The sequence below is a fragment of the Streptomyces sp. CA-249302 genome, assembly GCF_050936785.1.
Lineage (GTDB): Bacteria > Actinomycetota > Actinomycetes > Streptomycetales > Streptomycetaceae > Streptomyces.
Genome location: NZ_JBNJMG010000001.1, coordinates 8,894,299 through 8,915,668, shown reverse-complemented (window position 1 = coordinate 8,915,668; position 21,370 = coordinate 8,894,299). Strand labels below are relative to the sequence as shown.

The following is a 21,370-nucleotide window of genomic DNA, read 5'->3' as shown; positions in this document are numbered from 1 at the left end:
GCTCCCGACGAAGTGAGCGGGCCCCCTACCCGGGTGGCGGCGCAGGCCGTCGCCCCTCAGTGAAGGGAACACCGTCATGCCGGAAGAGAAGAAGGTCATCCGCATCCACCTGGAGCCGGGGCAGGAGGGCGTGACCCTGAGCGCCGTCGGCGCCGCCTCCGCCACCGCGCCCGCCGAGACGCTCGTGGAGGCCACCAACATCACCGAGGCCACGGTCATCGAGGTCGAGGTCTGACCCACGCCCCTGGCGACAGGAACCGGAGCGGAGCACCACCTCCTGGGCCCGTAGAGGGACGGGCCCGTGGAGTGCGCGGTCTGCACGAGCCCCCGGATGAGGCGAGCAGATTGCCGCACGGCCTTCCCGGCCCGTGAGGGACGGGCCGGGAAGGGCCGAGCCCGATCAGGTGTGAGGAGACGAGGTCGCGATGAGCAAGACGGTTGCTTCAGCCGGCACCACCGCCGTGCGCCCCGGCACGGGGCTCGCGCGGCTGCTCCGGGAGAACCCCGCGCTGCGGATCGGCCAGGACGACTACAACATCAACGTGACGGCCAACTACGGCGAGCGGCTCACGCCCGAGGAGGTCGGCGAGGCCCTGCGCGGCCACCCGGGAGCGGGCCGGCCCGCGCATCTCTACTTCCATGTGCCGCTGTGCGCGTACATCTGCCACTTCTGCAACTACGTCAAGCGCAAGGTGCCGGGCGGCGCGGAGGGCGAGCGGGCCCCCGGGCTCTGGACCGACTTGCTGCTCGACGAGTCGGGCCGCCGGCTGGCGCACGAGCCCTGGCTCGCGGACGCCTCGGTCGAGTCCGTCTACCTCGGCGGCGGGACTGCCTCGTTACTCGGCAGCGAGCAACTGGCGCGCCTGGTACGGCATATGAGGGAGCGTTACACGCTCACCGGGGACTGCGAGATCTCGCTCGAAGGAAACCCCGACAACTTCCAGCACGACGAGCTCGCCGAGGCCTGCGAGATCGGCTTCAACCGGTTCAGCGTCGGCGTCCAGTCGCTCCAGAGCGAGGTCAACGCGTTCGCGGGGCGCGGCCACGACGCGGCCATGTCGATCCGGGCCATCGAGAAACTCCGCGCCACCGGGAAGCCGTTCAACGTCGACATGATGTTCGGGCTGCCCCACCAGACGCCCGCGAAGGTCGCCGACGACATTCGGCGCCTCGTCGACCACGAGGTCCCCACCATCACCATCTACCGGCTGCGCAACGCCGACCGGGCGAAGATGGGCATCGGCAACCGGGCCCTGTGGAACGTGGAGAGCGTCCGCGACCGACTGCGCGAGGAACACCGCTTCCCCGGTCTGGACGAGACCTACGCGATGCGCGAGGCCATCGTCGAACTGCTCCTCGACGCCGGCTACCACCCCAGCCCGTGCGGCTGGTGGAACCGGCCCGGCGTCTACCCCGACGGCAACATCCCGCGGGTCTCCCGCAACAAGTGGCAGCGCCACGACTCGATGATCGCCTACGGCCCCGGGGCGTACGGCTGGCTCACCCGCGACGACGACACGGTGATCCAGACCCACAACATCGCCGACATCAGCGGCTATGCCCGCCGGTTGCAGGAGGGGCCGGGGCTGCCGCTGGCCTTCGGGCGCCGACTGGCCGGCCTGGAGGCGATCGGCCTTGTGCTGGGCTTCAACTTCAAGGCCAACCAGCCCATCGACGCGGGCCGGTTCCGCCGCCGCTTCGGGGTCGAGCTGTTCCGCGACGAGCCGTTCGCGCCGGTCTTCGCCGAACTCCTGGAGCGCGGGCTGGTCGAACCCGTGCCCGGGGCGCCGGAGAGCGTGATACCGACGCTGGACGGCGAGGCGCTGCACGAGGAGATCATCAGCGTCTACTTCCACCAGCGCGTCGGCAGTTTCGCCGACGCCGTCTGCCGGAGGTGAGCCGGTGACCACCGTCCACCGCCACCTCCGTTGGCACAAGGACCGGGGCGGGACCGCCTACCGCACGAGGCGGTCCTTCCCCGCGGCGCCCGCGAACGCCACCGTGCTGCTCGCGGGCCCCGGAAGCGTCTCGGCCCTCGACGGCGGGGGCCGGGACGACCGGCTTCTCGGGCAGCTGACGGAGCGTCTGGTCGCGGACGGGGCACAGGTCCTGGACTGCGACCTGCCGCCCCGCGACCCCAAGTCGCCCGCCACCGAGGAGGACCAGCGGGTACGCGCCGAGCGACTGGGCCAACTCCTGTCCAGCAGCCGTCACTTGGCCACCGGCCCGCTCTCCCTGGTCGGGTTCTCGCTCGGCGGCCAGTCCCTGCTCCGACTCCTGGAGGACGGCGCCCCGCCGCGCGCCGACCGGGTGGTCCTGGTGGGCACGGTGGTCGAGGAGGACGTCTTCCTGACCTCCCGGATCCCGGCCGTCGAGCTCGTCTACGGCGGTCACGACCTGGTCGGCTACCTCGCCGACGCCACCGACGACAAGCTGCCGCCCGCCGTCTTCGACCCGGGCATGTACGCCGACTGGTCCGCCCGCCATGTCATCGGCACCCACACCCCCGCCGTCCGGGTCCATGTGCTCGACGGGCTCGGCCACACCCTCCACCCCTGCGGTACAGGTCCGGCCCGGGACCCACTCGCGGCGCTCACCTCACTGGTGGGCGCCGAATGGTGACGGTCCGTCAGTAACACCCGCCCAGTCCGTCCGCCGTCCGCCGTCCACCGTCCGCCAGCCATCCAGCCATCCAGCCATCCAGCCATCCAGCCATCCAGCCATCCAGCAGTATCCGCCCAGCCTTGTCGCCCGAAGGAAAGAGGACCACATGTCCGCCAGCGAGACGCTCTCCAGCCGGCGTTTCGACAAGATCGCCGACAACTTCGCCACCAGCGAGGTGCACCGGTCGAGCCCGACGATGGAGGCGCTGCACGAGACGCTGGGCCCGCAGACGGGCGCCGCGATCTGCGACGTCGCCTGCGGCGCGGGCCATCTCGCGCTGTCCTTCGCCGACGAGCACCCGTCCCGGCTCGTCGGCGTGGACCCCGCGCCGTCCATGCTGGAGTCCTTCCGCGGGCTCGCCGCCGAGCGGTCGGCCACAGTGGAGACCGCGCAGGCCGTCGCCGAGGAACTCCCCTTCCCCGACGGCTCGTTCGACCTGGTCGTCTCCCGGCTCGCGCCCCACCACTTCCAGGACATGCCCCAGGCGGTCGGCGAGATGGCGCGGCTGCTGCGCCCCGGCGGCCGGCTCGCCGTCATCGACCTGGAGGGGCACGAGGACCCGGAGACCGACGCGCTCAACCACGAGCTGGAGGTCCTGCACGACCCGACCCACGTACGCAGCTACACCCTCGCGGAATGGATCGCCTTCCTCCAGGGCGCCGGGCTGAACGTCCCGGTGGCCCGCGGCTCGCAGTCCGAGAGCCGTACCGGTGTGCCGGTGAAGCGGTGGTGCGAGATCGCCTCGTCCGGCGCCGAGGCCGAGCGGGCCATCCGCCGCCGGCTGACCGAGGCACCCGAGGAGCGGCGCGCGGCGCTGGGCATCCGGCAGGAGGGCGAGGAGTTCTTCATCCCCGTGCGCACCTGCATGCTGATCGGCGTCAAGCCGCTGGGCGGGGTGCGCTGAGATGCCGGTGATCAGGCTCTACTCCCCCGCCGAGAGCCCCGGCGCCACCGCCCTGGCCCAACTGGCGGACGCGGTCACGGAGTTGCTCGGCCTGCCCGCCGAGCAGTGCTGGGTGTGGTGGCAGCAGCTCAGGCCCGGCACCTACCACCGCCCCGAGTGGCGCGGCGACTCCGAGCACCCGGCGCCGGTCGGGCTCGTCATCTGCAAGGAGAGCTACGGCACGGACCAGGTCGGGGCGCTGTTGCGGGTGTTGCAGGAGCGGCTCGCCGAACTCCTCGGCGTACGGCGGGAGGAGATCTATCTGACGGTGCAGCGCGCCACCGCGGGCGAACTCCTCGTACGGGACGAAGTGTGGTCGCCCGACGCCGGGCGGCGGCCCACGCCGGAGGCGGTCGCGGACCTCGTGCCGGTGGCGTACGTGCACAACGAGCGGCGTGAACTCACCGACGACCACTGGGGAGACGTGGCCTCGGTGATCCGGCTGGACGCGGATCGCTTCACTCCCGAGGCGCTGCTCTCGCTGGACTCCTTCTCGCATCTCGAGGTCGTCTTCCACTTCCACCGGGTGCCGCCGGAGAAGATCCAGACGGCCGCCCGGCATCCGCGCAACAACCCCGAGTGGCCCCGTGCCGGGATCTTCGCCCAGCGCGGCAAGAACCGGCCCAACCGCATCGGTGTCTCGCGCTGCCGGCTGCTGAAGGTGGACGGGCTCGACGTGCACGTCCTGGGGCTCGACGCGGTGGACGGCACGCCGGTGCTCGACATCAAGCCGTACCTGAGGCAGTTCGGGCCGCGCGAGGAGGTCGTACAGCCGGAGTGGGTGGACGACCTGATGCGGGACTACTACTCCGGGTCGCCCGAGCCCGAACTCCCCTGAACTCCCTTGGACGGAGGCCGACATGAAGCGTCCCGCCGAGCGGGGGCGGCTGCCGGGAACGGCGCTCGCCCTGCTCGCCGCCGTGTTCGTCGACGCCCTCGGCAGCGGGCTCTACATGTCGGTCTCCGTCGTCTTCCTCACCCGGTATCTGGGCCTGGGCGACGGACAGGTGGGCGTCGGACTGTCCGTCGCGGGCGCGCTGTCGTTCGCGCTGCTGGTGCCGACGGGGATCCTGGCGGACCGGGCCGGGGCGCGCTGCACGCTGATGGCAGCGCACCTGGTGCGGGCCGCGCTGCTGACCGTGTATCCGCTCGCCTCCGGCTTCGTGCCGTTCCTGTGCGTGGTGTCCCTGCTCGCCGTCGCCGACCGCGCGGCCTCGCCGCTGCTGCAGGGCTTGTTCGGTACGGCCGTCGAGGGCTCGGAACGGGTGCGGGCGATGGGGCGGGCGCGGTCGCTTCAGAACCTGGGGCTCGCGCTCGGGGGGCTGGTGGCCGGGGCTGTGCTGGTGGCGGACAGCGATGCCGTGTATCTGGGCGTCGTATACGCGAATGCGGTGTCGTTCGTGGTGGCCGCGGTGCTGGTCGCGCGGCTGCGGACCGGAGCGGGCGACGGGCCGGCCGGTGCTCGGCCGCTGCCGTGGCGGGAGCGGCTCGGGGTCTTCCGGGACCGCCGGTTCGCCGCGCTCGCCGCGCTCAACTCCCTTGTCAGTCTGCATGTGACGGTGCTGACGGCGGGCGTACCGCTGTGGGTGCTGGCACATCCTTCCGTCCTCCCCCGCGCCGTCATCGCCTGGGCGGTGGTGCTCAACACCGTGGTCGTGGTGCTGTTCCAGGTGCGGGCGACCCGCGCGACGGAGACCGCGGCGGACGGCGGGCGGGCGCTGGGGCTGAGCGGGATGCTGCTGGCGGTGGGCTGCGGTGCGCTGGCCATCACCGGGGCGCTGCCCACGCCGTACGCCGTCGCGGTGCTGCTCGCCGCGGTGGCCTTCCAGGCGTTCGCCGAGATGCACCAGCAGGCGGGGGCCTGGGCGATCTCGTACGAACTCGCCCCCGAGGACCGCCGGCAGGTCTATCTCGCCTTCTTCAGCCTGGGCAACGCCGCACGCAACACCTACGGGCCGCTGGTCGTCACCTTCCTCGTGGTGCGGCAGGGCGCCCTGGGCTGGCTGCTGCTCGGGGCCCTCGTCCTCGGCGCCGGGGCGTGGGCGGCGCGGTGCAGCCGACCGGCCACCGCGAACGGCGCCACGCCCGCACCGGCCGCACCGCTCACCGACGTCCAAGGAGGAACCCATGGCCAACGCGCCTGAGCAGTCCGTCATCGTCGTCGGGGCCGGACCCACCGGACTCGCGCTGGCCTGTGAACTGGCCGCCGCCGGAGTGTCCTGCACCGTCCTGGAACGCCGTACCACCACGTCCGAACAGTCCCGGGCCATGGGCCTGTACAGCAGGACGATGGAGGTGCTCGACCTGCGCGGACACGCCGACGCGCTGACCGCGGTCGGGCGGCCCGTCGGGCGCATGGTGCCCGCGCGGGGCGCGGTGCTCGACTTCACGGAACTCGACACACGCTTCCCCGCACTGCACGTCATCCCGCAGAGCCGGACCGAGGAGGTGCTCCAGCGGCACGCCCTCGACCTCGGGGTCATCGTCCAGCGCGGGGCCGAGGTGTTCGGGCTGGAGCAGGACGGCTCGGGTGTGGTGCTCCAGGTGCGCGCCGAGAGCGGGGAGTGGGAGGAGAGCGCCGACTACGTCGTGGGGTGCGACGGTGCCCACAGCGCGGTGCGGGAGCTGGCCGGCATCGCGTTTCGCGGTCGTACGTACGACATCGCGCCGGTCCTCGCGGATGTGCGGCTGCGCAAGCCGCCGCCGGACGATGTGCTGGTGCTGTCCGGGGGCGGCGGGGTGATGGTCTCGGTGCCCTACGGCGACGGGCTGTACCGGATCGCGGTGGCGCGGCGGGATCGGCCGTGGACTCGGGAGCCGGTGACGCTGGAGGAGCTGAGCGAACTGCTGCGGCTTTCGCTGGGGTTCGATCCGGGGCCGTACGACGCCGAGTGGCTGGCGCGGTTCAAGATCCATCAGCGGATCGCGGACAGCTATCGGACGGGGCGGGTGCTGCTCGCCGGGGATGCGGCGCATCTCCACTCGCCGCTCGGGGGTCAGGGTCTCAACCTGGGTATCCAGGACGCCGTGAATCTGGGGTGGAAGCTGGCGGCCGCGGTGCAGGGGTGGGCGCCGGCGGGACTGCTCGACTCCTACGAGACGGAACGGCGGCCGCAGGCGGAACGGATTCTGCGGGCCACGGATCGGGCGACTTCGCTGGCGACCAGTCCTTCGGGGGTGGTCACGGCGGCTCGGCGGGTGGTGCTGGCGGGGGTGCTCGGGCGACGGCGGGGGCGGCGGATCGCCGGGGAGGCGATCTCGGGGTTGCGGGCGGGGTATTCGGGGCGGGGTGAGCGGGGGCTGCGGCGTGGCCGGGGAGGTGCGGTGCGGGTTGGGCGGCGGGTGCCTGATGTGACGGTGCCGCGGCCTGGGGCTGCGCCGGTTCGGTTGTACGAGTTGATGCGGGACGGGCGGTTCGTGTTGCTCGATCTCACGGTGGACGGGCTGGGTGCCGGGGTCGCTGAGGCCTGGGGGTCGCGGGTGTGTCCTGTGGTGGTCGCCGGGCCGGTGGGTGAACTCGGGGGTGTGGCCGGGGTGTTGGTTCGGCCGGATGGATATGCGGCTTGGGTGGACGCGGACGGGGACGGGGACGGGGATGGTTCGGGGTTCGAGGGGCGGGTTCGGGAGGCGTTGCTTCGGTGGTGTGGGGCGGAGGGGCCGGTGGCTCGGCGGGGGGTCGAGGTGGGGGCGGTGACGGTTTCGGGGGAGCAACGTGAGTCCGAGTCGGCGGTGGAACCCGCGGAGATCGAACAGGCCTGACGTGGCCCTGCCCAGGGGGCTCCGCCCCCTGGACCCCCGTGTCATCCGAAAGGCCTCGTGCCCTCGTCATCCGAAAGGCCTCGCGCCATGACCCACCCCACGTCACCTCGCTCCCTCCGTACCCGTGAGGCGATCCTGCGGGCTGCTCGGGTGCGTTTTGCCGCCGACGGGTATCAGCGGGCGACCATACGGGCCATCGCTGCCGGCGCTTCCATAGATCCGTCGATGGTGATGCGTTACTTCGGCAGCAAGGAGCAGCTCTTCGACGCGGCTCTCGACGTCGATCTGGGGTTGCCCGATCTCACGGGGACGGAGCCGGATCGGCTTCCGCAGACGCTCGTCGTTCACTTCCTCGCGCCTTGGGAGGACGACTCCGACGAGGGCTCGTTGCGGTTGTTGCTGCGCTGCGCGGCGACCAATGAACGCGCCGCCGAGCATCTGCGCCACATGCTGCACGAGCAGTTCACCAGCAGCCTGACCGGCGTACTCGGGCGGGAGCGGGCCGCCGCCGGGAGCGGGCTGCTGGCCGCGCAGCTGCTGGGGGTCGCGTTCACCCGGTACATGCTGCGTCTGCGCCCCATCGCCGACCTCTCCGTGCCGGCCCTCGCCGAACTCGTCGCCCCGTCGATGCGGACCGCCCTGGCGCTGCACGTACCCTCGCCTCTGTGATCTGGGCAACGGGCGCCCTGCGTTGCTCAGTTGCGCCAGCTCACCGGCGAGCGGTACGGGAGGGCGGGGGCGGCCGCCGGGCCCGTGCGTTCCCAGAGCGGGACGACCCGTACCTCCTCCTCGTCGGCCGCGATCGCTTCCTCCGCCTCTGCCGTCGTCGCCGCTCGCGCCAGCAACACCGCGGTCAGGGCCGCGAGTTCGTCCGGGGCCGGCTCCCCGCCCCGCAGGATGCGGACCAGGGGCTGTGTCTCCGGCTCCGGCTGCGTTTCCGTCTCCGTCTCCGTCTCCGATGTCGCCATCCGGCGCTCCTTCACGTCGTCCAAGTCGTCTGTCACTGCGGCGGGTTGCCGTGCTTGCGGGCCGCCAGGTCGGCGTGTTTCGTGCGCAGCATGCGGAGGGACTCGACCAGGACGCGGCGGGTGTCCGCCGGGTCCAGGACGTCGTCCAGGAGGCCGCGTTCGGCGGCGTAGTACGGGTGCATCAGCTCGGCCTGGTACTCCTTGACCAGTTGGCGCCGGGTCGCGTCGGGGTCGTCGGCCGCCTTGATCCGGCGGCGGAAGATGACGTTGGCGGCGCCCTCCGCGCCCATCACCGCGATCTCGTTGGTGGGCCAGGCGTAGGAGAGGTCCGCGCCGACCGAGCGGGAGTCCATGACGATGTACGCGCCGCCGTAGGCCTTGCGGAGGATCAGGGAGATCCGGGGGACCGTGGCGTTGCAGTAGGCGTAGAGCAGCTTCGCGCCCCGGCGGATGATGCCGTTGTGTTCCTGGGCGACCCCGGGGAGGAAGCCCGGTACGTCGACCAGTGTCACCAGCGGGATGTTGAAGGCGTCGCACATCTGCACGAAGCGGGCCGCCTTCTCGCTGGCGTCGATGTCGAGGACGCCGGCCTGGACCAGGGGCTGGTTGGCGACGATTCCGACGACCTGGCCGCCGAGGCGGGCCAGCGCGCAGATCACGTTGGCCGCCCAGCGTTCGTGGATCTCCAGGAACTCGCCGTCGTCGACCAGTTCCTCGACCACGCGGCGCATGTCGTAGGGGCGGTTGCCGTCTGCGGGGACCAGGTCCAGGAGGGCTTCGCAGCTGCGGTCCGCCGGGTCGTCCAGGGGGACGGTCGGCGGGGTCTCCCGGTTGTTGCGCGGGAGCAGGGAGAGGAGGTAGCGGACCTCCTCCAGGCAGGTCTCCTCGTCGTCGTACGCGAAGTGCGCGACCCCCGACACCTCGGCGTGCACATCGGCGCCGCCGAGGCCGCCGAGCGAGACCCGCTCCCCCGTGACCGCCTGGACCACGTCCGGGCCGGTGATGAACATCTGCGAGGTCTCGCGGACCATGAAGACGAAGTCGGTGAGGGCGGGCGAGTAGGCGGCGCCGCCCGCGCACGGGCCCAGCATCACGCTGATCTGCGGGATCACTCCGGAGGCCCGGGCGTTGCGGGTGAAGATGCCGCCGTAGCCGGCGAGGGCCGTGACACCCTCCTGGATGCGGGCGCCGGCGCCGTCGTTGAGTGAGACGAGGGGCGCGCCGGCGGCCACCGCCCGGTCCATGATGCGGTGGATCTTCTCGGCGTGGGCCTCGCCGAGGGCGCCGCCGAAGATGCGGAAGTCGTGGGCGTAGACGAAGACGGTGCGGCCGTGGACCGTGCCCCAGCCGGTGATCACGCCGTCGGTGTGCGGCCTCTTGTCCTCCAGGCCGAAGCCGGACGCGCGGTGCCTGCGCAGTTGCTCCGCCTCGTGGAAGCTGCCCTCGTCGAGGAGGAGCGCGATGCGTTCGCGGGCGGTGAGCTTGCCCTTGGCGTGCTGGGCCGCGGTGGACTTCTCGTCCGGGCCCTGTGCTATCTCGTCCTTGAGGGCGCGCAGGGCGGCGGCGCGGCCGTGGATGCCCGTCGCGGGCGCGTTCCCGGGCGTGCCCGGCTCGCGGGGGCTCATGAGGCGACCGGCGAGAACGGCTCGCCCGCGGTGAGGAGTTCGGGGAACGTGCCGTCCACGGCCGGGCGGGCCGGCGCGCCGCCGAGCGTCCACTCCAGCAGTGCCGTACCGACGCTCATCCCGCCGCCGAACGCGGCCAGCACCACCAGCTCGCCGGGGGCGACCGCGCCGGCGCGGTCGATCTCGGCCAGGGTGACCGGCACGGAGGCGGCGCCCGTGTTGGCGTACCGCTCCAGCGTGAGGTGGAGGGCGGCGCGGTGCAGTCCGAGGTCGGGCCAGAGCTCGGCGAGCATGATGCCGTTGGCCTGGTGGGGCACGAAGTGGCGTACGGCGTCCGGGAGTACGGCCGCTCCGCGCAGCAGACGCCCGATCTCGTACGGCAGGTTCTGCTGGACGAAGGAGCGCACGCCGCGTCCGTCCATGCGGAAGTAGTGGCCGCCCTCGGCGACCGTGCTCGGCGAGGCCGGTTGTCGGCTGCCGCCGGCCTCGACCCGGATCAGGCCGTGGGCGTCGCCGCGGGAGACCAGGGAGACGTGCTTCAGGCCCTGCCCTGCGGGGACGGGGCCGAGGACCACCGCGCCCGCGCCGTCGCCGAAGAGGGCGGCCGTGCGGCGGTCGGAGTAGTCGAGGATGCGGGAGTAGATGTCGGCGCCGATGACGAGGGCGTGGCGCGGCTCGCCCGGGGCGGCCCCGGCGAGCAGCCGCTCGGCCGTCTTGAGGGCGTAGACGAAGCCGCTGCACACCGCGTTGACGTCGAAGGCGGCGGCCCGGCGGGCGCCGATGCGGTCCTGGACCAGGGCGGCGGTGGCGGGCTGGGGGTGGTCGGGGGTGGAGGTGGCGACCACGATGTACGCGAGTTGACCGGCCGTCAGACCCGCGCGGTCCAGGGCGCGTTGGGCGGCCACGGCGGCCAGGTCCGAGGTGGCCTCGTGGGGAGCGGCGCGGCGCCGCTCGCGGATGCCGGTCTTGCGGACGATCCACTCGTCGGTCACGCCGGCGCCGTGCCCGATCTCCGCGTTGCTGATGACCGTCTCGGGCAGGTACGAGCCCACTCCGGTGATGCCGATGGACTGCACGATTCCTCCTCGGGCAGCGGCGAGCCTCTAACTCACCATGCGTTGAAATCATCGCAGAGCCGCTTGACTAATTCAACACGGAGAGAGTTCACTTAAGAATGAATTATCGTGCGGCGCGTCCGGCGCCGTCCCGACGTTCACCCAACGGGAGATGCTCACCATGACCGCCTCCACCACAGCGACCGCCGGGGAGGACACCCGGGCCGAGGCGACCCAGACCCTGATCTCGGCGGGCCGCGCCCTGTTCGCCGAACGCGGCTACCGACAGACCGACTTCGCGGACCTCGCCGCGACGGCCGGCCTGGAACCCGGATACGCGCGTGAGCTGCTGCCCGACAAGGCGGCGGTCTTCGGCGCGCTGGTCGAGCGGACGGTCCGGGTCGCCGGGCTGCTCGGGCCCGCACTCGCGGAGGGCGTGGACGAGGACCTGCCGGCCCGGCTCGCCCGCACCTTCCTGGCCCTGTGGGAGCCCGGCGAGGACGGGGAGTCGCCGCTGATCGAGGTGTTCCGCATCGCCCTCTCCGACCGGGAGGCCTCCGCGGTCTGGCGCGAGCGCATCGCCGAGGTGCTCAACGGCTCGGTCGACCGTGAACTCCCCGGCGAGGAGGCGGTGTTGCGCACGACCCTGTTCGGCGCCCAGCTCGGCGGCACGGTGGTCGCCCGGCATCTGACGGGGACGACTGCAATCGCCTCCGCGGACGTCGAGACGGTGATACAAATCATCACCCCGGGGCTGCGGCGTACGCTGCTGGGACCGGCAGACGCACGGTAGGCCGGCGAACGGAAGGGCGAAGACCACCCGACGGACGGGCGTCCGGCGCGCCAACGGCCGGAAACGGACAGGGCTTTCCTGAGCGGCGCCTGTGGATGGATTCCGTACGTCCGGCCTGCTACGATGTTTTCACTGTGCAGTGAATTACTCGTTGGCAAGCCCCCATGAAGTGCAGTGATTCCATGACATCCAGGCGCGCGGACGGTTCCGCCACTCCTGCCCGAAAGTCCACCTCGACCTCGCGGACGGGGGCTTCCCCTGCGAAGAAGCCCCGCCCGCAGCGTGCCCGCAGCGGGCGCCGGCCCGGCGACAGCGGCACGCGTGAGCAGATTCTGGAATCGGCGCTCCACCTTTTCGCCGAGCGCGGCTACGCACGGACGACGATCCGCGCGATCGCGGAGGACGCGGAGGTGGATCCCGCGCTGGTCCACCACTTCTTCAGCAACAAGGAAGGCGTCTTCGACGCGGCGGTCAACTCCTCGCTGAGTGTCTCGGGCGTCTTCGAGGGCGAGGGATCGGCGACGATGTCCGACGCCGAGTGGCTGACCCGCTCGTACCTGACCTTCTGGGAGAACCCCGACACCCGGTACGCGATGACGGCCATCTACCGTGCCGGCCTCGCCGACAACGCCACCTCGGACGTGCTGCGGGCCAGGATCGAGACCAGCATCGGCAACTGGGCCAACCGCCCCAACTACAAGGACCACCCGGACGCGGAGATCCGCACCGGCCTGGCCTCCGGCCACCTCGCCGGCCTCGCGATCCTGCGCTACGTACTGCATGTCGAGCCGCTCGCCTCGATGGACTTCGAGGAGTTCGTGAACTGGGTGACCCCCGCCCTCGAACTGCGGCTGACCACCCTGGATCCGCGCGCCTGACCGGCGCGCGGAAGAGGGGCCGGGCCAGAGCCCCGACGGCTTTCTACATCGCGTGCCACACGCACTTGAGGGCGTACAGGCACACTCCGGGGCCGACGCCGAGCAGGACGCCCCCCTCCCCGTCGGCGGGGGGCTTGGCGTAGGTCCGCTCCAGTACGTCGAGCACGGAGACCGCACCCGTGTTGCCGAGGTCGCGCAGCGAGTCGCGGGCGGCGTCCATCACCCTCGGGTCACAGCCCAGGCCCTGGACCATGGCGTCCATGATCCGCGGACCCCCGTTGTGGGACACCACGAAACCGGGCACGGGATCGGCGCCCGCGGGCGCGGTGAGCTCCAGCCAGCGGGCCAGTTTCGCGGCCAGCTCCGGAATCACGCCGAGCAGTCGCGGCGCGTTGTGGAGATGCAGGCCCGTGCCGTCGACGGTCGTGCCGACGATGTCGTAACTCCCGGGCTGTACGTACTCGAAGGACCGGGTCAGTTCCATCCTGGGGCCGTCGGACTGCGGCCGCACCACACAGGCGCCGGCCGCGTCGCCCATCAGCCCCTTGAAGATCATCCCGTCCATGCCCGTGTCGGCGGGATGCAGGTAGTGGCTGAACATGTCCGAGCACACCACGAGATACGTCGATCCCGGCCGGGCCTGCACCAGCTCGAACGCCTTGGCGAGGGCGAACGCGCCACCGCCGCAGCCGATCTGGGTCACCGGCACCCGGCGCACGGACGCGGACAGGCCGAGGCGCTCGATCAGCGGGATGTCGATCCCCGGCATGGCGTAGCCGGTGGTGCTGGTGACGACCAGCCCGTCCACGTCGAGGGGGTCGAGGGCGGACTCCAGGAGCGCCTGGCGGGCCGCCCGCTCCGCGAGGTCCAGGGAGTCGCGGAAGTGCTCGCGCATGCGCCGGGCGGCCGACATCCGGGGGTCGAACTGCCGGGCCGGCGGCCTCGAGTACCAGCGGGTGCGTACGGTCGAGGCGGTGATGGCCTTGCGCACGCTCGGCATCCGGGGATGGTCCGGGTACCGCTCCGCGAGCATGCCGAGGATTTCATCGGTGGTCACCTGATGGCGTGGCAGAACCACGACGGGCGCGCTGACGACTGGCACGACGTCTCCAAAGCTGTGGAAAGCCTGCTGGGAAGTGCGGGTCGGTCACACCCGCCCGGGCCGCCCGCGCCGCGGCGACGGCCGGTGCCGTCGCCCGGCGGCTCTCGCCGCGGAAGTCTGCGCACGCCGAACACCCCCCGGTGTCTGACAGTGCTCCCCCCGTTGGGAGCGCCTTTGCAGCGCGGAAATGCAGAACGCAGAGCTGGGATCGCTGTTCGCAGCGGCACCTGACGACCCGGAGCATGCTCGTGGGGGAGCTCCGGGGTCTGGAATACGTGCCGTCTCCAACGTGACCGTACGGCAGAGGAGTTGACTCCGGCAAGAGCGAATTTCAACGCTTGTGGAATCCATGGGACGAGCGCCGTTCGTCCAGCTCTCAACCACATTTGCGCCTCGGGCAACCACCATCCGCCACAGATGTCAACACGCATTGAAATCATTGCTTGTTGAGTTTACTCTGAGCGAAGGATCCGTCCATCGCCCGACGAGAGAGGGCCGACCGCCATGTACGCACCGGCGCGCCACCGCGCGGACCCCGACCCCTGGGTGGAACGAGCGGCCTGCCGTGCCGTCGACCCCGAGACCTTCTTCCCGCCGGCCGGTGGCGCGGAGGCCTCCGACCGGGAGGCGGCCGCCAAACGGCTGTGCGCGCGCTGCCCGGTGACCAGGGAGTGTCTGCGCGAGGCGCTTCAGCACGAGGAGGGCACCGGGATCTGGGGCGGCCTCAGCGTGCGGGAGCGGCGTGAAGTGCTGCGGGTCGCCGGGACCTTGGAGGAGATCGCCGACGAACTCGCCGCGTTCCTCGCGAACGGCGGGCGGCGGATCAGCGCGCCGGTGCGGGAGCGGCCCGCGTACGTGTGGTTCCTGCGCCGGCACGGCTGGGCCCCCGGCCGGATCGCCGGCGCGCTGGGGCTGACGTTCGGGCAGGTCCAACAGGCCTGGCGGGCGGCGGAGTACGCGTTCGTCTGCACGCGGGGGCCGGTGAGCCGGATGCCGGAGTTCTGCTTGCCGACGCCCCGGGTGGGGGGTGGGCGGGGGGCCAAGTCCTGTGCGCCCGACGGGCGTTCGCAGCGCGTGCAGCCGACCGTCGTCGAAGTGGCGCGGGCGTCATGAGCGTTGCCGTCGTGGGCGGGCCGCGGAGCGCGGCCCGTACCGTCGTCACCGATGACGGTGCCGAGATCGCCGTGTACACGCGGGGGCGGGCCGATGCCCCGGCCACCGTGGTGCTGTGTCACGGGTGGACCATGACCGCGCGTGACTGGCGGCCGCACGTCGACGCCCTGGCCCGGCCCCGGGCCGGCTTTCCGGTGCTGCGGGTGGTCGGCTACGACCAGCGGGGGCACGGGCGTTCCACCCGGGGCGGGGCCGTGCTCGACATGGCGCTGCTCGGGCGGGATCTCGGGCGGGTGCTGGACTCGGTCGTGGACGGGGGCGACGGACCGGTGGTGCTGGTCGGGCACTCCATGGGCGGGATGGCGATCCAGCAGCTCGCGGTCGAGCGTCCCGAGCTCTTCGGGAGCCGGGTGACCGCCGTCGGGCTCTTCTCGACCTGCCTCGACGAGGTGGGGGCGGTCGCGCCCGACGCCCCGCCCGCGCGACGGCGGGCGCACGCCGGCTGGCGGGCGGTGGTCGCCGGCTTACTGCGCTCGCCGGGGTGGGCCAAGGCCGTGCACCGGCTGCTCACCGGGCCGCTGTCCCACCCGTCGACGGCCCCTGTGTGGCGCGTTCTGTTCGGTGCGCGGCACGGCGGGGACACGGCGCGTACGGATGCCCGTGCGCTGCGCGCGGTCCCACCGCTGGCCGTCGCCGAGTTCTACGCCGCCCTCACCACCCACGACTGCGCGGGGCGCCTGACCGCACTCGGCCGGGTGCCCACCCGGGTCCTGGTCGGCGCCCGCGACTACTACACCCCGCCCGAACAGGCCGCCCGGCTGGCCGGCGACATACCGGGCGCGGTCGTGCAGACGGTGCCGCAACAGGGCCACGATCTGCCGTACGAGCGCCCGGTGTTGGTGCTGGAGACGGTGCATGCGCTGCTGCGGGAGATGGCGGGGAGTGGGGGCAAGGTGGCTGGAGCAGCCGGTTGGGCGGCCGGGACGACCGGCTCGGCAGCCGGGACGGTCGGCTCGGCCGTCTGGGCAGGTGCGGAGGCGGCCGGGTCGGTAGGGCGCGCGGCGGTCGGCGCCGGCGCGGAGGCGGCTGGACTGGCAGGCGGCACAGCGGTCGGCACCAGCGCGAAGGCAGCCCAACCGGTAAGCGGCACGGCAGCTGACGCCGGGTCGGTAGGGCGCGCGGCGGTCGGCGCCAGCGCGGAGGCGGCTGGACTGGCAGGCGGCACAGCGGTCGACACCAGCGCGAAGGCAGCCCAACCGGTAAGCGGCACGGCAGCTGACGCCGGGTCGGTAGGGCGCGCGGCGGTCGGCGCCGGCGCGGAGGCGGCTGGAGCGGCCGGTGGCACAGCGGTCGACACCAGCGGGAACGCAGCCGGACCAGAAAGCAGCGCAGCAGTCGGCGGCGCGCAAGCAGCCGAACCGGTAAGCGGCACGACAGCTGACGCCGGCTCGACCGCAGCCAAACCGGTGAGTGGCACAGCGGTCGACACCAGCGCGAACGCGGCCGGACCAGTAGGCGGCAGCACCGATGGTCCGGCGAGCGGGAACCGTGAGGCGGACCGCGGGCTTCGGCCCGGGGCCGTTCGTTCCGTTACGGCAGCCCGGTGAACCCGGCTTCCGCGCACCGCGCGACCGGTGCCGAACCACCCTTGCGTGACGAGGTGTTGACGGCACGTCGGATCGTGGTGAAGGTCGGGTCGTCCTCGCTGACGACGGCCGTCGGCGGGCTCGACTCGGACCGGGTGGACGCGCTGGTGGATGTGCTGGCGCGGGCGCGGGGTGCCGGTGCCGAGGTCGTGCTGGTGTCGTCCGGGGCGATCGCCGCGGGGCTCGCGCCGCTGGGGCTGACCGAACGGCCCGGGGATCTGGCCCGGCAGCAGGCGGCCGCCTGTGTCGGGCAGGGGCTGCTGGTGGCGCGGTACACCGCCTCGTTCGCCCGGCACGGGCTGCGGGTGGGCCAAGTGCTGCTGACCGCCGACGACATGGGGCGCCGGGCGCACTACCGCAACGCCTATCGCGCCCTCTCCCAGGTCCTCGCCATGGGCGCCGTACCGGTCGTCAACGAGAACGACACCGTGGCCACCGCGGAGATCCGGTTCGGCGACAACGACCGGCTCGCCGCGCTCGTCGCGCATCTGGTGCGGGCCGATCTGCTGGTCCTGCTCTCGGACATCGACGGCCTCTACGACGGCGATCCGCGCCGCCCCGGGGCCCGGCTGCTGCGCGAGGTCCGCGGACCGCAGGACCTGCGGGGCGTGGAGATAGGCGGCGCGGGCGGTGCCGGAGTCGGTACCGGCGGCATGGTGACCAAGGTGGAGGCGGCGCGGATGGCGACCGCCGCGGGCGTTCCCGTCGTCCTGACGGCCGCCCCGCATGCCGCGGACGCCCTGGCCGGGCGGGAGACGGGCACGTTCTTCCACCGCACCGGGGACCGGGGCGCGGACCATCTGCTGTGGCTGGAGCATGCGAGCAGCCCGCGTGGGACGGTGCAGTTGACCGGGCGGGCCGTGCACGACCTCGCGCAGGGCCGCGGTCCGCTGCCCGCCGAGGACGTGACGCGGGTGGAGGGCCACTTCGTGGCCGGCGACCCCGTGGAGCTGGTGGACGAGGAAGGGCGTCTGGTCGGCCGTGGGCTGGCCTCGCTCGCCGTCCAGGAACTCGCCCTGATCCGCGGCCGCTCGGGCCGCGCGGTGGTGCACCAGGACGACCTGGTCCTGCTGCCGACGGCCGCTCGCGCCGGGCTTCCGAGCCAGGTGCGGCGCCGGGTGAGCGTGCGGATCCGACCGGCGAACGAGGTCGGGCAACCACCCTCACCCGTCGAGGAGTTGCAGCGGCCGTCGGCCGGATGAGCTCCGCAACGCGAAGGCGGCGGCCACCTGATGGGTGGCCGCCGCCTCGCTGTCGCAGTCCCGCGGCCCTGCTCCGCTCTGCTCTGCCGGGCTAGTCGATGCCGCGGACGATGTGGAGTTCGCGGGGATCCTCCTCGACTCCGGCCAGGCCCAGCCAGGGAGTCGACGCCGGTGCCTGGCGATCGCGGCGCGCCTCCTCCTCGTACAAGAGCCAGCCCGTCGGCCTCGTCTCCGTGATGATGCGTATGTACATGAACCGGCCTCCCGTCTACGGCAGCGGGGCGGCGGCTCCGCCCCGGATGTGACCGTCGCCCACCAGGACGTACTTGGTGGTGGTCAGCGCGGCCAGTCCCATGGGGCCGCGCGCGTGGAGTTTCTGAGTGGAGATGCCGAGTTCGGCGCCGAGGCCGAGCTCGCCGCCGTCGGCGAAGCGGGTGGAGGCGTTGACCGCGACGACCGCGGTGTCCAGCGCGGCGACGAAGCGCCGGGCAGCGGCCTGGGATTCGGTGACGACGGCCTCCGTATGGCCGGTGCCGTGCCGGCGGATGTGGTCGACGGCCTCGTCCAGGGAGCCGACGACGGCGGCCGAGAGTTCCAGGGCGAGGTACTCGCAGTCCCAGTCGTCGGCGGTGGCGGGCACGACCGTCTCGTGGAAGGCCCGCACCTGCTCGTCGCCGTGTACCAGGACGCCCCGCCCGGCCAGTTCCTTCAGCGCGCGGGGCAGGAAGTCGGCGGCGACGGACTCGTGGACCAGCAGCGACTCGGCGGCGTTGCACACGGACGGCCGCTGGGTCTTGGCGTTCAGCAGGATGGCCAACGCCTTGTCCAGGTCCGCGTGTTGGTCGACGTAGACGTGGCAGTTGCCGACGCCCGTCTCGATCACGGGGACCGCGGACTCGCGGACCGTGGTGCGGATCAGTTCGGCGCCGCCGCGGGGGACGAGGACGTCCACCAGGCCGCGCAGGGACATGAGTTCGCGCACCGAGTCGTGGGTGACGCCGGGGACGAGTTGTACGGCGTCGACCGGGACCGCGGTGTCCGCGAGGGCCTCGCGGAGGGCGGCGACCAGGGCGGCATTGGTGTGCCGGGCGGTCGAAGAGCCGCGCAGGAGGGCGGAGTTGGCGCTCTTGAGGCAGAGGGCGGCGGCGTCGACGGTGACGTTCGGGCGCCCTTCGTAGATCATGCCGACCACGCCGAGGGGCACGCTGACCCGCCGTACCTCGAGCCCGTTGGGCATGACGGAACCGCTCACCACCTCGCCGACCGGGTCGGGTTCGTCGGCGAGGGCACGCACCGTCCGCGCGAGCCCGTCGAGTTGCTCCCGGGTCAGCCGCAGCCGGTCGAGCACGGTCCCCGACCGCCCGGCCGCCCGCGCCTCGGTCACGTCCCGCTCGTTGGCGGCCAGGATCCCGGCGGGGTCGAGTGACAACATCCGGGCCACCGCCACGAGCGCGGCATTGCGCTCGGCACCTGTGGTGAGGGCGAGTTGGCGGGCGGCGGCCCGGGCGGCGACGGCGACCCCGCGCACGGAGGGGGTGTCGGGGGCGGTCGCGGAGCCAGGGACCGGCCCACCCATGGCGCCGCCCGCGGTCTCCGCCGTCCCGTCCGCGGTCTGCCTGTGCGTGCTCACAGGTGGTCCTCCTCCGGTGCTCGGCCCGTGGGCGGTGGCAGTACGTCGGCCGGTGTCGTCGACGGCGGGTAGCCGATCAGGTCGATCAGGAGGGACCAGGCGAGGGCGTCGGCCTCGGCGGCGTGGGTGGTGGGGGCGGGGTCCGTGTTGGTCATGGCGTTGTCCTCCTCGGGGCTTTGGCGCGGGCGTCGGAGCCTGTGTCTCAGCCGTAGACGCGGAAGCCGGCGCCCGTCTTGCGGCCCGAGCGGCCCGCCGCCACGAGGTGGCCCAGCAGGGGGGCCGGCCTGGTGCCGGGGCGGCCGTCGGCGTCGTGCAGGACGCGCTGGATGCTCAGGGACACGTCGAGGCCGATGACGTCTAGCAGTTCGAACGGCCCGAGCGGGTATCCGCACCCGAGCTTCATCACCGCGTCGATCTCGTCGGCCCCCGCGTAGTGGCTCTCGGCCAGCCGCACCGCCCCGTTGAGGTAGGGGAAGAGCAGCGCGTTGACGATGAAGCCCGGCCGGTCCATGCACTGCACGGGGTGTTTGCCGAGCCGCCGGCACACCTCGCGTGCCGTGTCGACGTGCCGGGTCGCGGTCTCCAGCGAGGGGATCACCTCGACCAGCCGCATCACCGGCGCCGGGTTGAAGAAGTGCATCCCGATGACGTCCTCGGGCCGTCCGGAGGCGAGCCCGCACTCGATCACGGGGAGGCTGGAGGTGGTGGTCGCGAGCAGCGCGCCCGGCCGGCAGACCTCGCCGAGACGGGCGAACAGCTGCTTCTTGAGCGGGAGTTCCTCCGCGATCGCCTCGACGACCAGGTCGCAGTCGGCGAGCCGGTCCAGGTCGCTGCTCGGGTCGAGCCGCTCCAGCGCGGCCGTCTGGTCGGCCTCGGTCAGCTTCCCCCGCCGTACCGCCCGGCCGGTCGAGGCGGCGACCGCCTCCCACGCCGACTTGGCACGGGCGTCGGTCCGGCCGACCAGCAGCGTGTCGATGCCGCCCTTGGCGAAGACCTCGGCGATGCCGGTGGCCATGGTGCCCGTACCGACGATGCCCACCCGGCGCACCAGCGAGGCGCCCCGGGAGCGGCGGACCGGTGCCGCGGCACCGCCGTCGCCCTGCACCCGGTAGTCGTAGAAGCCTCGTCCGGACTTACGGCCGAGCAGGCCCGCGAGGGCCATGTGGCGCAGTCGGCGGGCCGGTCGGAGGGCGGGCTCGTCGTGGCGGACGGCCAGGGCGTCGAGGATGTCGCAGGCGGTGTCCGTGCCGATGACGTCGAGGAGTTCGAACGGCCCCAGGGGCAGGCCACAGCCGAAGCGCATGGCGGCGTCGATGTCGTCGCGGCCCGCGGCCCGCTGGTCGTACATGGTGACGGCCTGGTTGAGGAAGCCGAAGAGCAGCGAGGCCGAGACCAGGCCGGCCCGGTCGCCGACGGTGACCGTCTCCAGGCCGAGGACGCGGACCAGTTCGCGCACGCGGGCCACGGCGGAGGCGTCGGCGATGACGGTACGGGCGATCTCCGCGAGGCCCGCCGCGGGCAGCGGCAGATGCAGGCCGACGACCCGTCCCGGCCGGCCCGAGGCCGCCGCGAGGTCGGTCAGCGAGAGCGCCGACGCGGTGGTGGCCAGGACGGTGTCGGGCGGACAGACGCGGTCGAGCTCGCGCAGCACCTCGGCCTTGACGTCCCGCCGCTCGGGCACGGCCTCCACGACCACGCGCGCGGACCCGAACTCCGCCCAGTTCCGCGCGACCCGGATGTGCCGCGAGGCGGCCCGGGCCTGCTCGGCCGTCTCCCACAACCCGTCGAGTACGGCGGCCAGATCGGGCCGCGTATCCCGTACGACCACGACATGCCCGGCGAGCACGGCCCGCCGCACGATCGCCCCGCCGATGACACCGACCCCCACGACGCCCAGGGCGCCGTCGCCGACCTCGGCGTGGACCGGCCCGGAACCGCCGGTCAGCCGTGCCCCGTTGACGCCGGAGCCGTTCGCGCCGGCAGTCGCCCCGC

The 21,370-nt window shown here is 72.7% G+C and carries 21 protein-coding genes; 13 read left to right on the top strand and 8 right to left on the bottom strand.

Going from position 1 to position 21,370, the window contains the following annotated elements; translation table 11 throughout:
* Nucleotides 1-76 precede the first annotated feature (76 nt).
* The 8 genes from ACQEWB_RS40130 (at nucleotide 77) to ACQEWB_RS40095 (ending at nucleotide 8,035) form a co-directional block, all read left to right on the top strand.
* Complete coding sequence (locus ACQEWB_RS40130; RefSeq protein WP_158690554.1) at nucleotides 77-235, top strand: hypothetical protein; 159 nt, start codon at nucleotides 77-79, stop codon at nucleotides 233-235.
* 190 nt (nucleotides 236-425) lie between these two features.
* Nucleotides 426-1,898, top strand: a complete 1,473-nt coding sequence (locus ACQEWB_RS40125; RefSeq protein WP_432840126.1) for a radical SAM protein — start codon at nucleotides 426-428, stop codon at nucleotides 1,896-1,898.
* A 4-nt stretch (nucleotides 1,899-1,902) separates the two neighbouring features.
* Entirely contained in the window at nucleotides 1,903-2,622 is a 720-nt protein-coding gene (locus ACQEWB_RS40120; RefSeq protein ID WP_432840124.1) for a hypothetical protein, read from the top strand.
* A 148-nt stretch (nucleotides 2,623-2,770) separates the two neighbouring features.
* Entirely contained in the window at nucleotides 2,771-3,568 is a 798-nt protein-coding gene (locus ACQEWB_RS40115) for a class I SAM-dependent methyltransferase (protein ID WP_432840122.1), read from the top strand.
* A gap of 1 nt (nucleotide 3,569) precedes the next feature.
* Entirely contained in the window at nucleotides 3,570-4,445 is an 876-nt protein-coding gene (locus tag ACQEWB_RS40110; protein ID WP_432840120.1) for an SAM-dependent methyltransferase, read from the top strand.
* 22 nt (nucleotides 4,446-4,467) lie between these two features.
* Nucleotides 4,468-5,751, top strand: a complete 1,284-nt coding sequence (locus ACQEWB_RS40105; protein WP_432840118.1) for an MFS transporter — start codon at nucleotides 4,468-4,470, stop codon at nucleotides 5,749-5,751.
* Nucleotides 5,735-7,366 carry an FAD-dependent oxidoreductase gene (locus ACQEWB_RS40100; RefSeq protein WP_432840116.1) on the top strand — a complete coding sequence of 544 codons (1,632 nt, stop codon included), beginning with the start codon at nucleotides 5,735-5,737 and terminating at the stop codon, nucleotides 7,364-7,366. Before ACQEWB_RS40105 ends, ACQEWB_RS40100 begins: the two co-directional genes overlap by 17 nt.
* Nucleotides 7,367-7,453: 87 nt before the next feature.
* Nucleotides 7,454-8,035, top strand: a complete 582-nt coding sequence (locus tag ACQEWB_RS40095; RefSeq protein ID WP_432840114.1) for a TetR family transcriptional regulator — start codon at nucleotides 7,454-7,456, stop codon at nucleotides 8,033-8,035.
* 26 nt (nucleotides 8,036-8,061) lie between these two features.
* Here ACQEWB_RS40095 and ACQEWB_RS40090 read toward each other — a convergent pair whose 3' ends face one another.
* From ACQEWB_RS40090 to ACQEWB_RS40080, 3 genes are read right to left on the bottom strand one after another with little or no spacing between them, the layout of a single operon-like run.
* Nucleotides 8,062-8,334, bottom strand: a complete 273-nt coding sequence (locus tag ACQEWB_RS40090) for an acyl-CoA carboxylase epsilon subunit (protein ID WP_432840112.1) — start codon at nucleotides 8,332-8,334, stop codon at nucleotides 8,062-8,064.
* A 32-nt stretch (nucleotides 8,335-8,366) separates the two neighbouring features.
* Entirely contained in the window at nucleotides 8,367-9,959 is a 1,593-nt protein-coding gene (locus tag ACQEWB_RS40085; protein WP_432840110.1) for an acyl-CoA carboxylase subunit beta, read from the bottom strand.
* Nucleotides 9,956-11,035 (bottom strand): 3-oxoacyl-ACP synthase III family protein, encoded by a 1,080-nt coding sequence (locus tag ACQEWB_RS40080; protein WP_432840108.1) that lies wholly within the window; start codon nucleotides 11,033-11,035, stop codon nucleotides 9,956-9,958. Before ACQEWB_RS40080 ends, ACQEWB_RS40085 begins: the two co-directional genes overlap by 4 nt.
* 160 nt (nucleotides 11,036-11,195) lie before the next feature.
* Here ACQEWB_RS40080 and ACQEWB_RS40075 point away from each other — a divergent pair, with 160 nt between their 5' ends.
* Nucleotides 11,196-11,807, top strand: coding sequence for a TetR family transcriptional regulator (locus ACQEWB_RS40075; protein WP_432840106.1), 612 nt, complete (start codon nucleotides 11,196-11,198; stop codon nucleotides 11,805-11,807).
* Between the two features lie 182 nt (nucleotides 11,808-11,989).
* Entirely contained in the window at nucleotides 11,990-12,685 is a 696-nt protein-coding gene (locus ACQEWB_RS40070; protein WP_432840104.1) for a TetR/AcrR family transcriptional regulator, read from the top strand.
* Nucleotides 12,686-12,728: 43 nt separating this feature from the next.
* On the opposite strand, the gene ACQEWB_RS40065 is transcribed toward ACQEWB_RS40070, so the two are convergent.
* The gene (locus ACQEWB_RS40065; RefSeq protein WP_432840102.1) at nucleotides 12,729-13,787 is read right to left on the bottom strand and encodes a hypothetical protein; all 1,059 of its coding nucleotides are present in this window, start codon (nucleotides 13,785-13,787) and stop codon (nucleotides 12,729-12,731) included.
* A 504-nt stretch (nucleotides 13,788-14,291) separates the two neighbouring features.
* On the opposite strand from ACQEWB_RS40065, the gene ACQEWB_RS40060 reads away from it, so the two are divergent.
* From ACQEWB_RS40060 to proB, 3 genes are read left to right on the top strand one after another with little or no spacing between them, the layout of a single operon-like run.
* Entirely contained in the window at nucleotides 14,292-14,900 is a 609-nt protein-coding gene (locus ACQEWB_RS40060) for a WhiB family transcriptional regulator (protein ID WP_432840100.1), read from the top strand.
* On the top strand, nucleotides 14,897-16,507 hold the full coding sequence (locus ACQEWB_RS40055; protein WP_432840098.1) for an alpha/beta fold hydrolase: 1,611 nt from the start codon (nucleotides 14,897-14,899) through the stop codon (nucleotides 16,505-16,507). The genes ACQEWB_RS40060 and ACQEWB_RS40055 overlap by 4 nt, the downstream gene beginning before the upstream one ends.
* Nucleotides 16,504-17,748 carry a glutamate 5-kinase gene (gene proB / locus ACQEWB_RS40050; RefSeq protein ID WP_432840096.1) on the top strand — a complete coding sequence of 415 codons (1,245 nt, stop codon included), beginning with the start codon at nucleotides 16,504-16,506 and terminating at the stop codon, nucleotides 17,746-17,748. The genes ACQEWB_RS40055 and proB overlap by 4 nt, the downstream gene beginning before the upstream one ends.
* 91 nt (nucleotides 17,749-17,839) lie before the next feature.
* Here the strand turns inward: proB and ACQEWB_RS40045 are convergent, their stop codons facing one another.
* From ACQEWB_RS40045 to ACQEWB_RS40030, 4 genes are read right to left on the bottom strand one after another with little or no spacing between them, the layout of a single operon-like run.
* A complete protein-coding gene (locus ACQEWB_RS40045; RefSeq protein WP_432840094.1) occupies nucleotides 17,840-18,001 on the bottom strand; it encodes a hypothetical protein in 162 nt (53 codons plus the stop codon).
* 15 nt (nucleotides 18,002-18,016) lie between these two features.
* Nucleotides 18,017-19,324 carry a glutamate-5-semialdehyde dehydrogenase gene (locus ACQEWB_RS40040; protein WP_432844245.1) on the bottom strand — a complete coding sequence of 436 codons (1,308 nt, stop codon included), beginning with the start codon at nucleotides 19,322-19,324 and terminating at the stop codon, nucleotides 18,017-18,019.
* 50 nt (nucleotides 19,325-19,374) lie between these two features.
* Nucleotides 19,375-19,533 carry a hypothetical protein gene (locus tag ACQEWB_RS40035; RefSeq protein WP_432840092.1) on the bottom strand — a complete coding sequence of 53 codons (159 nt, stop codon included), beginning with the start codon at nucleotides 19,531-19,533 and terminating at the stop codon, nucleotides 19,375-19,377.
* 47 nt (nucleotides 19,534-19,580) lie between these two features.
* On the bottom strand, nucleotides 19,581-21,323 hold the full coding sequence (locus tag ACQEWB_RS40030) for a 3-hydroxyacyl-CoA dehydrogenase family protein (RefSeq protein ID WP_432844243.1): 1,743 nt from the start codon (nucleotides 21,321-21,323) through the stop codon (nucleotides 19,581-19,583).
* Between the last annotated feature and the right edge of the window lie 47 nt (nucleotides 21,324-21,370).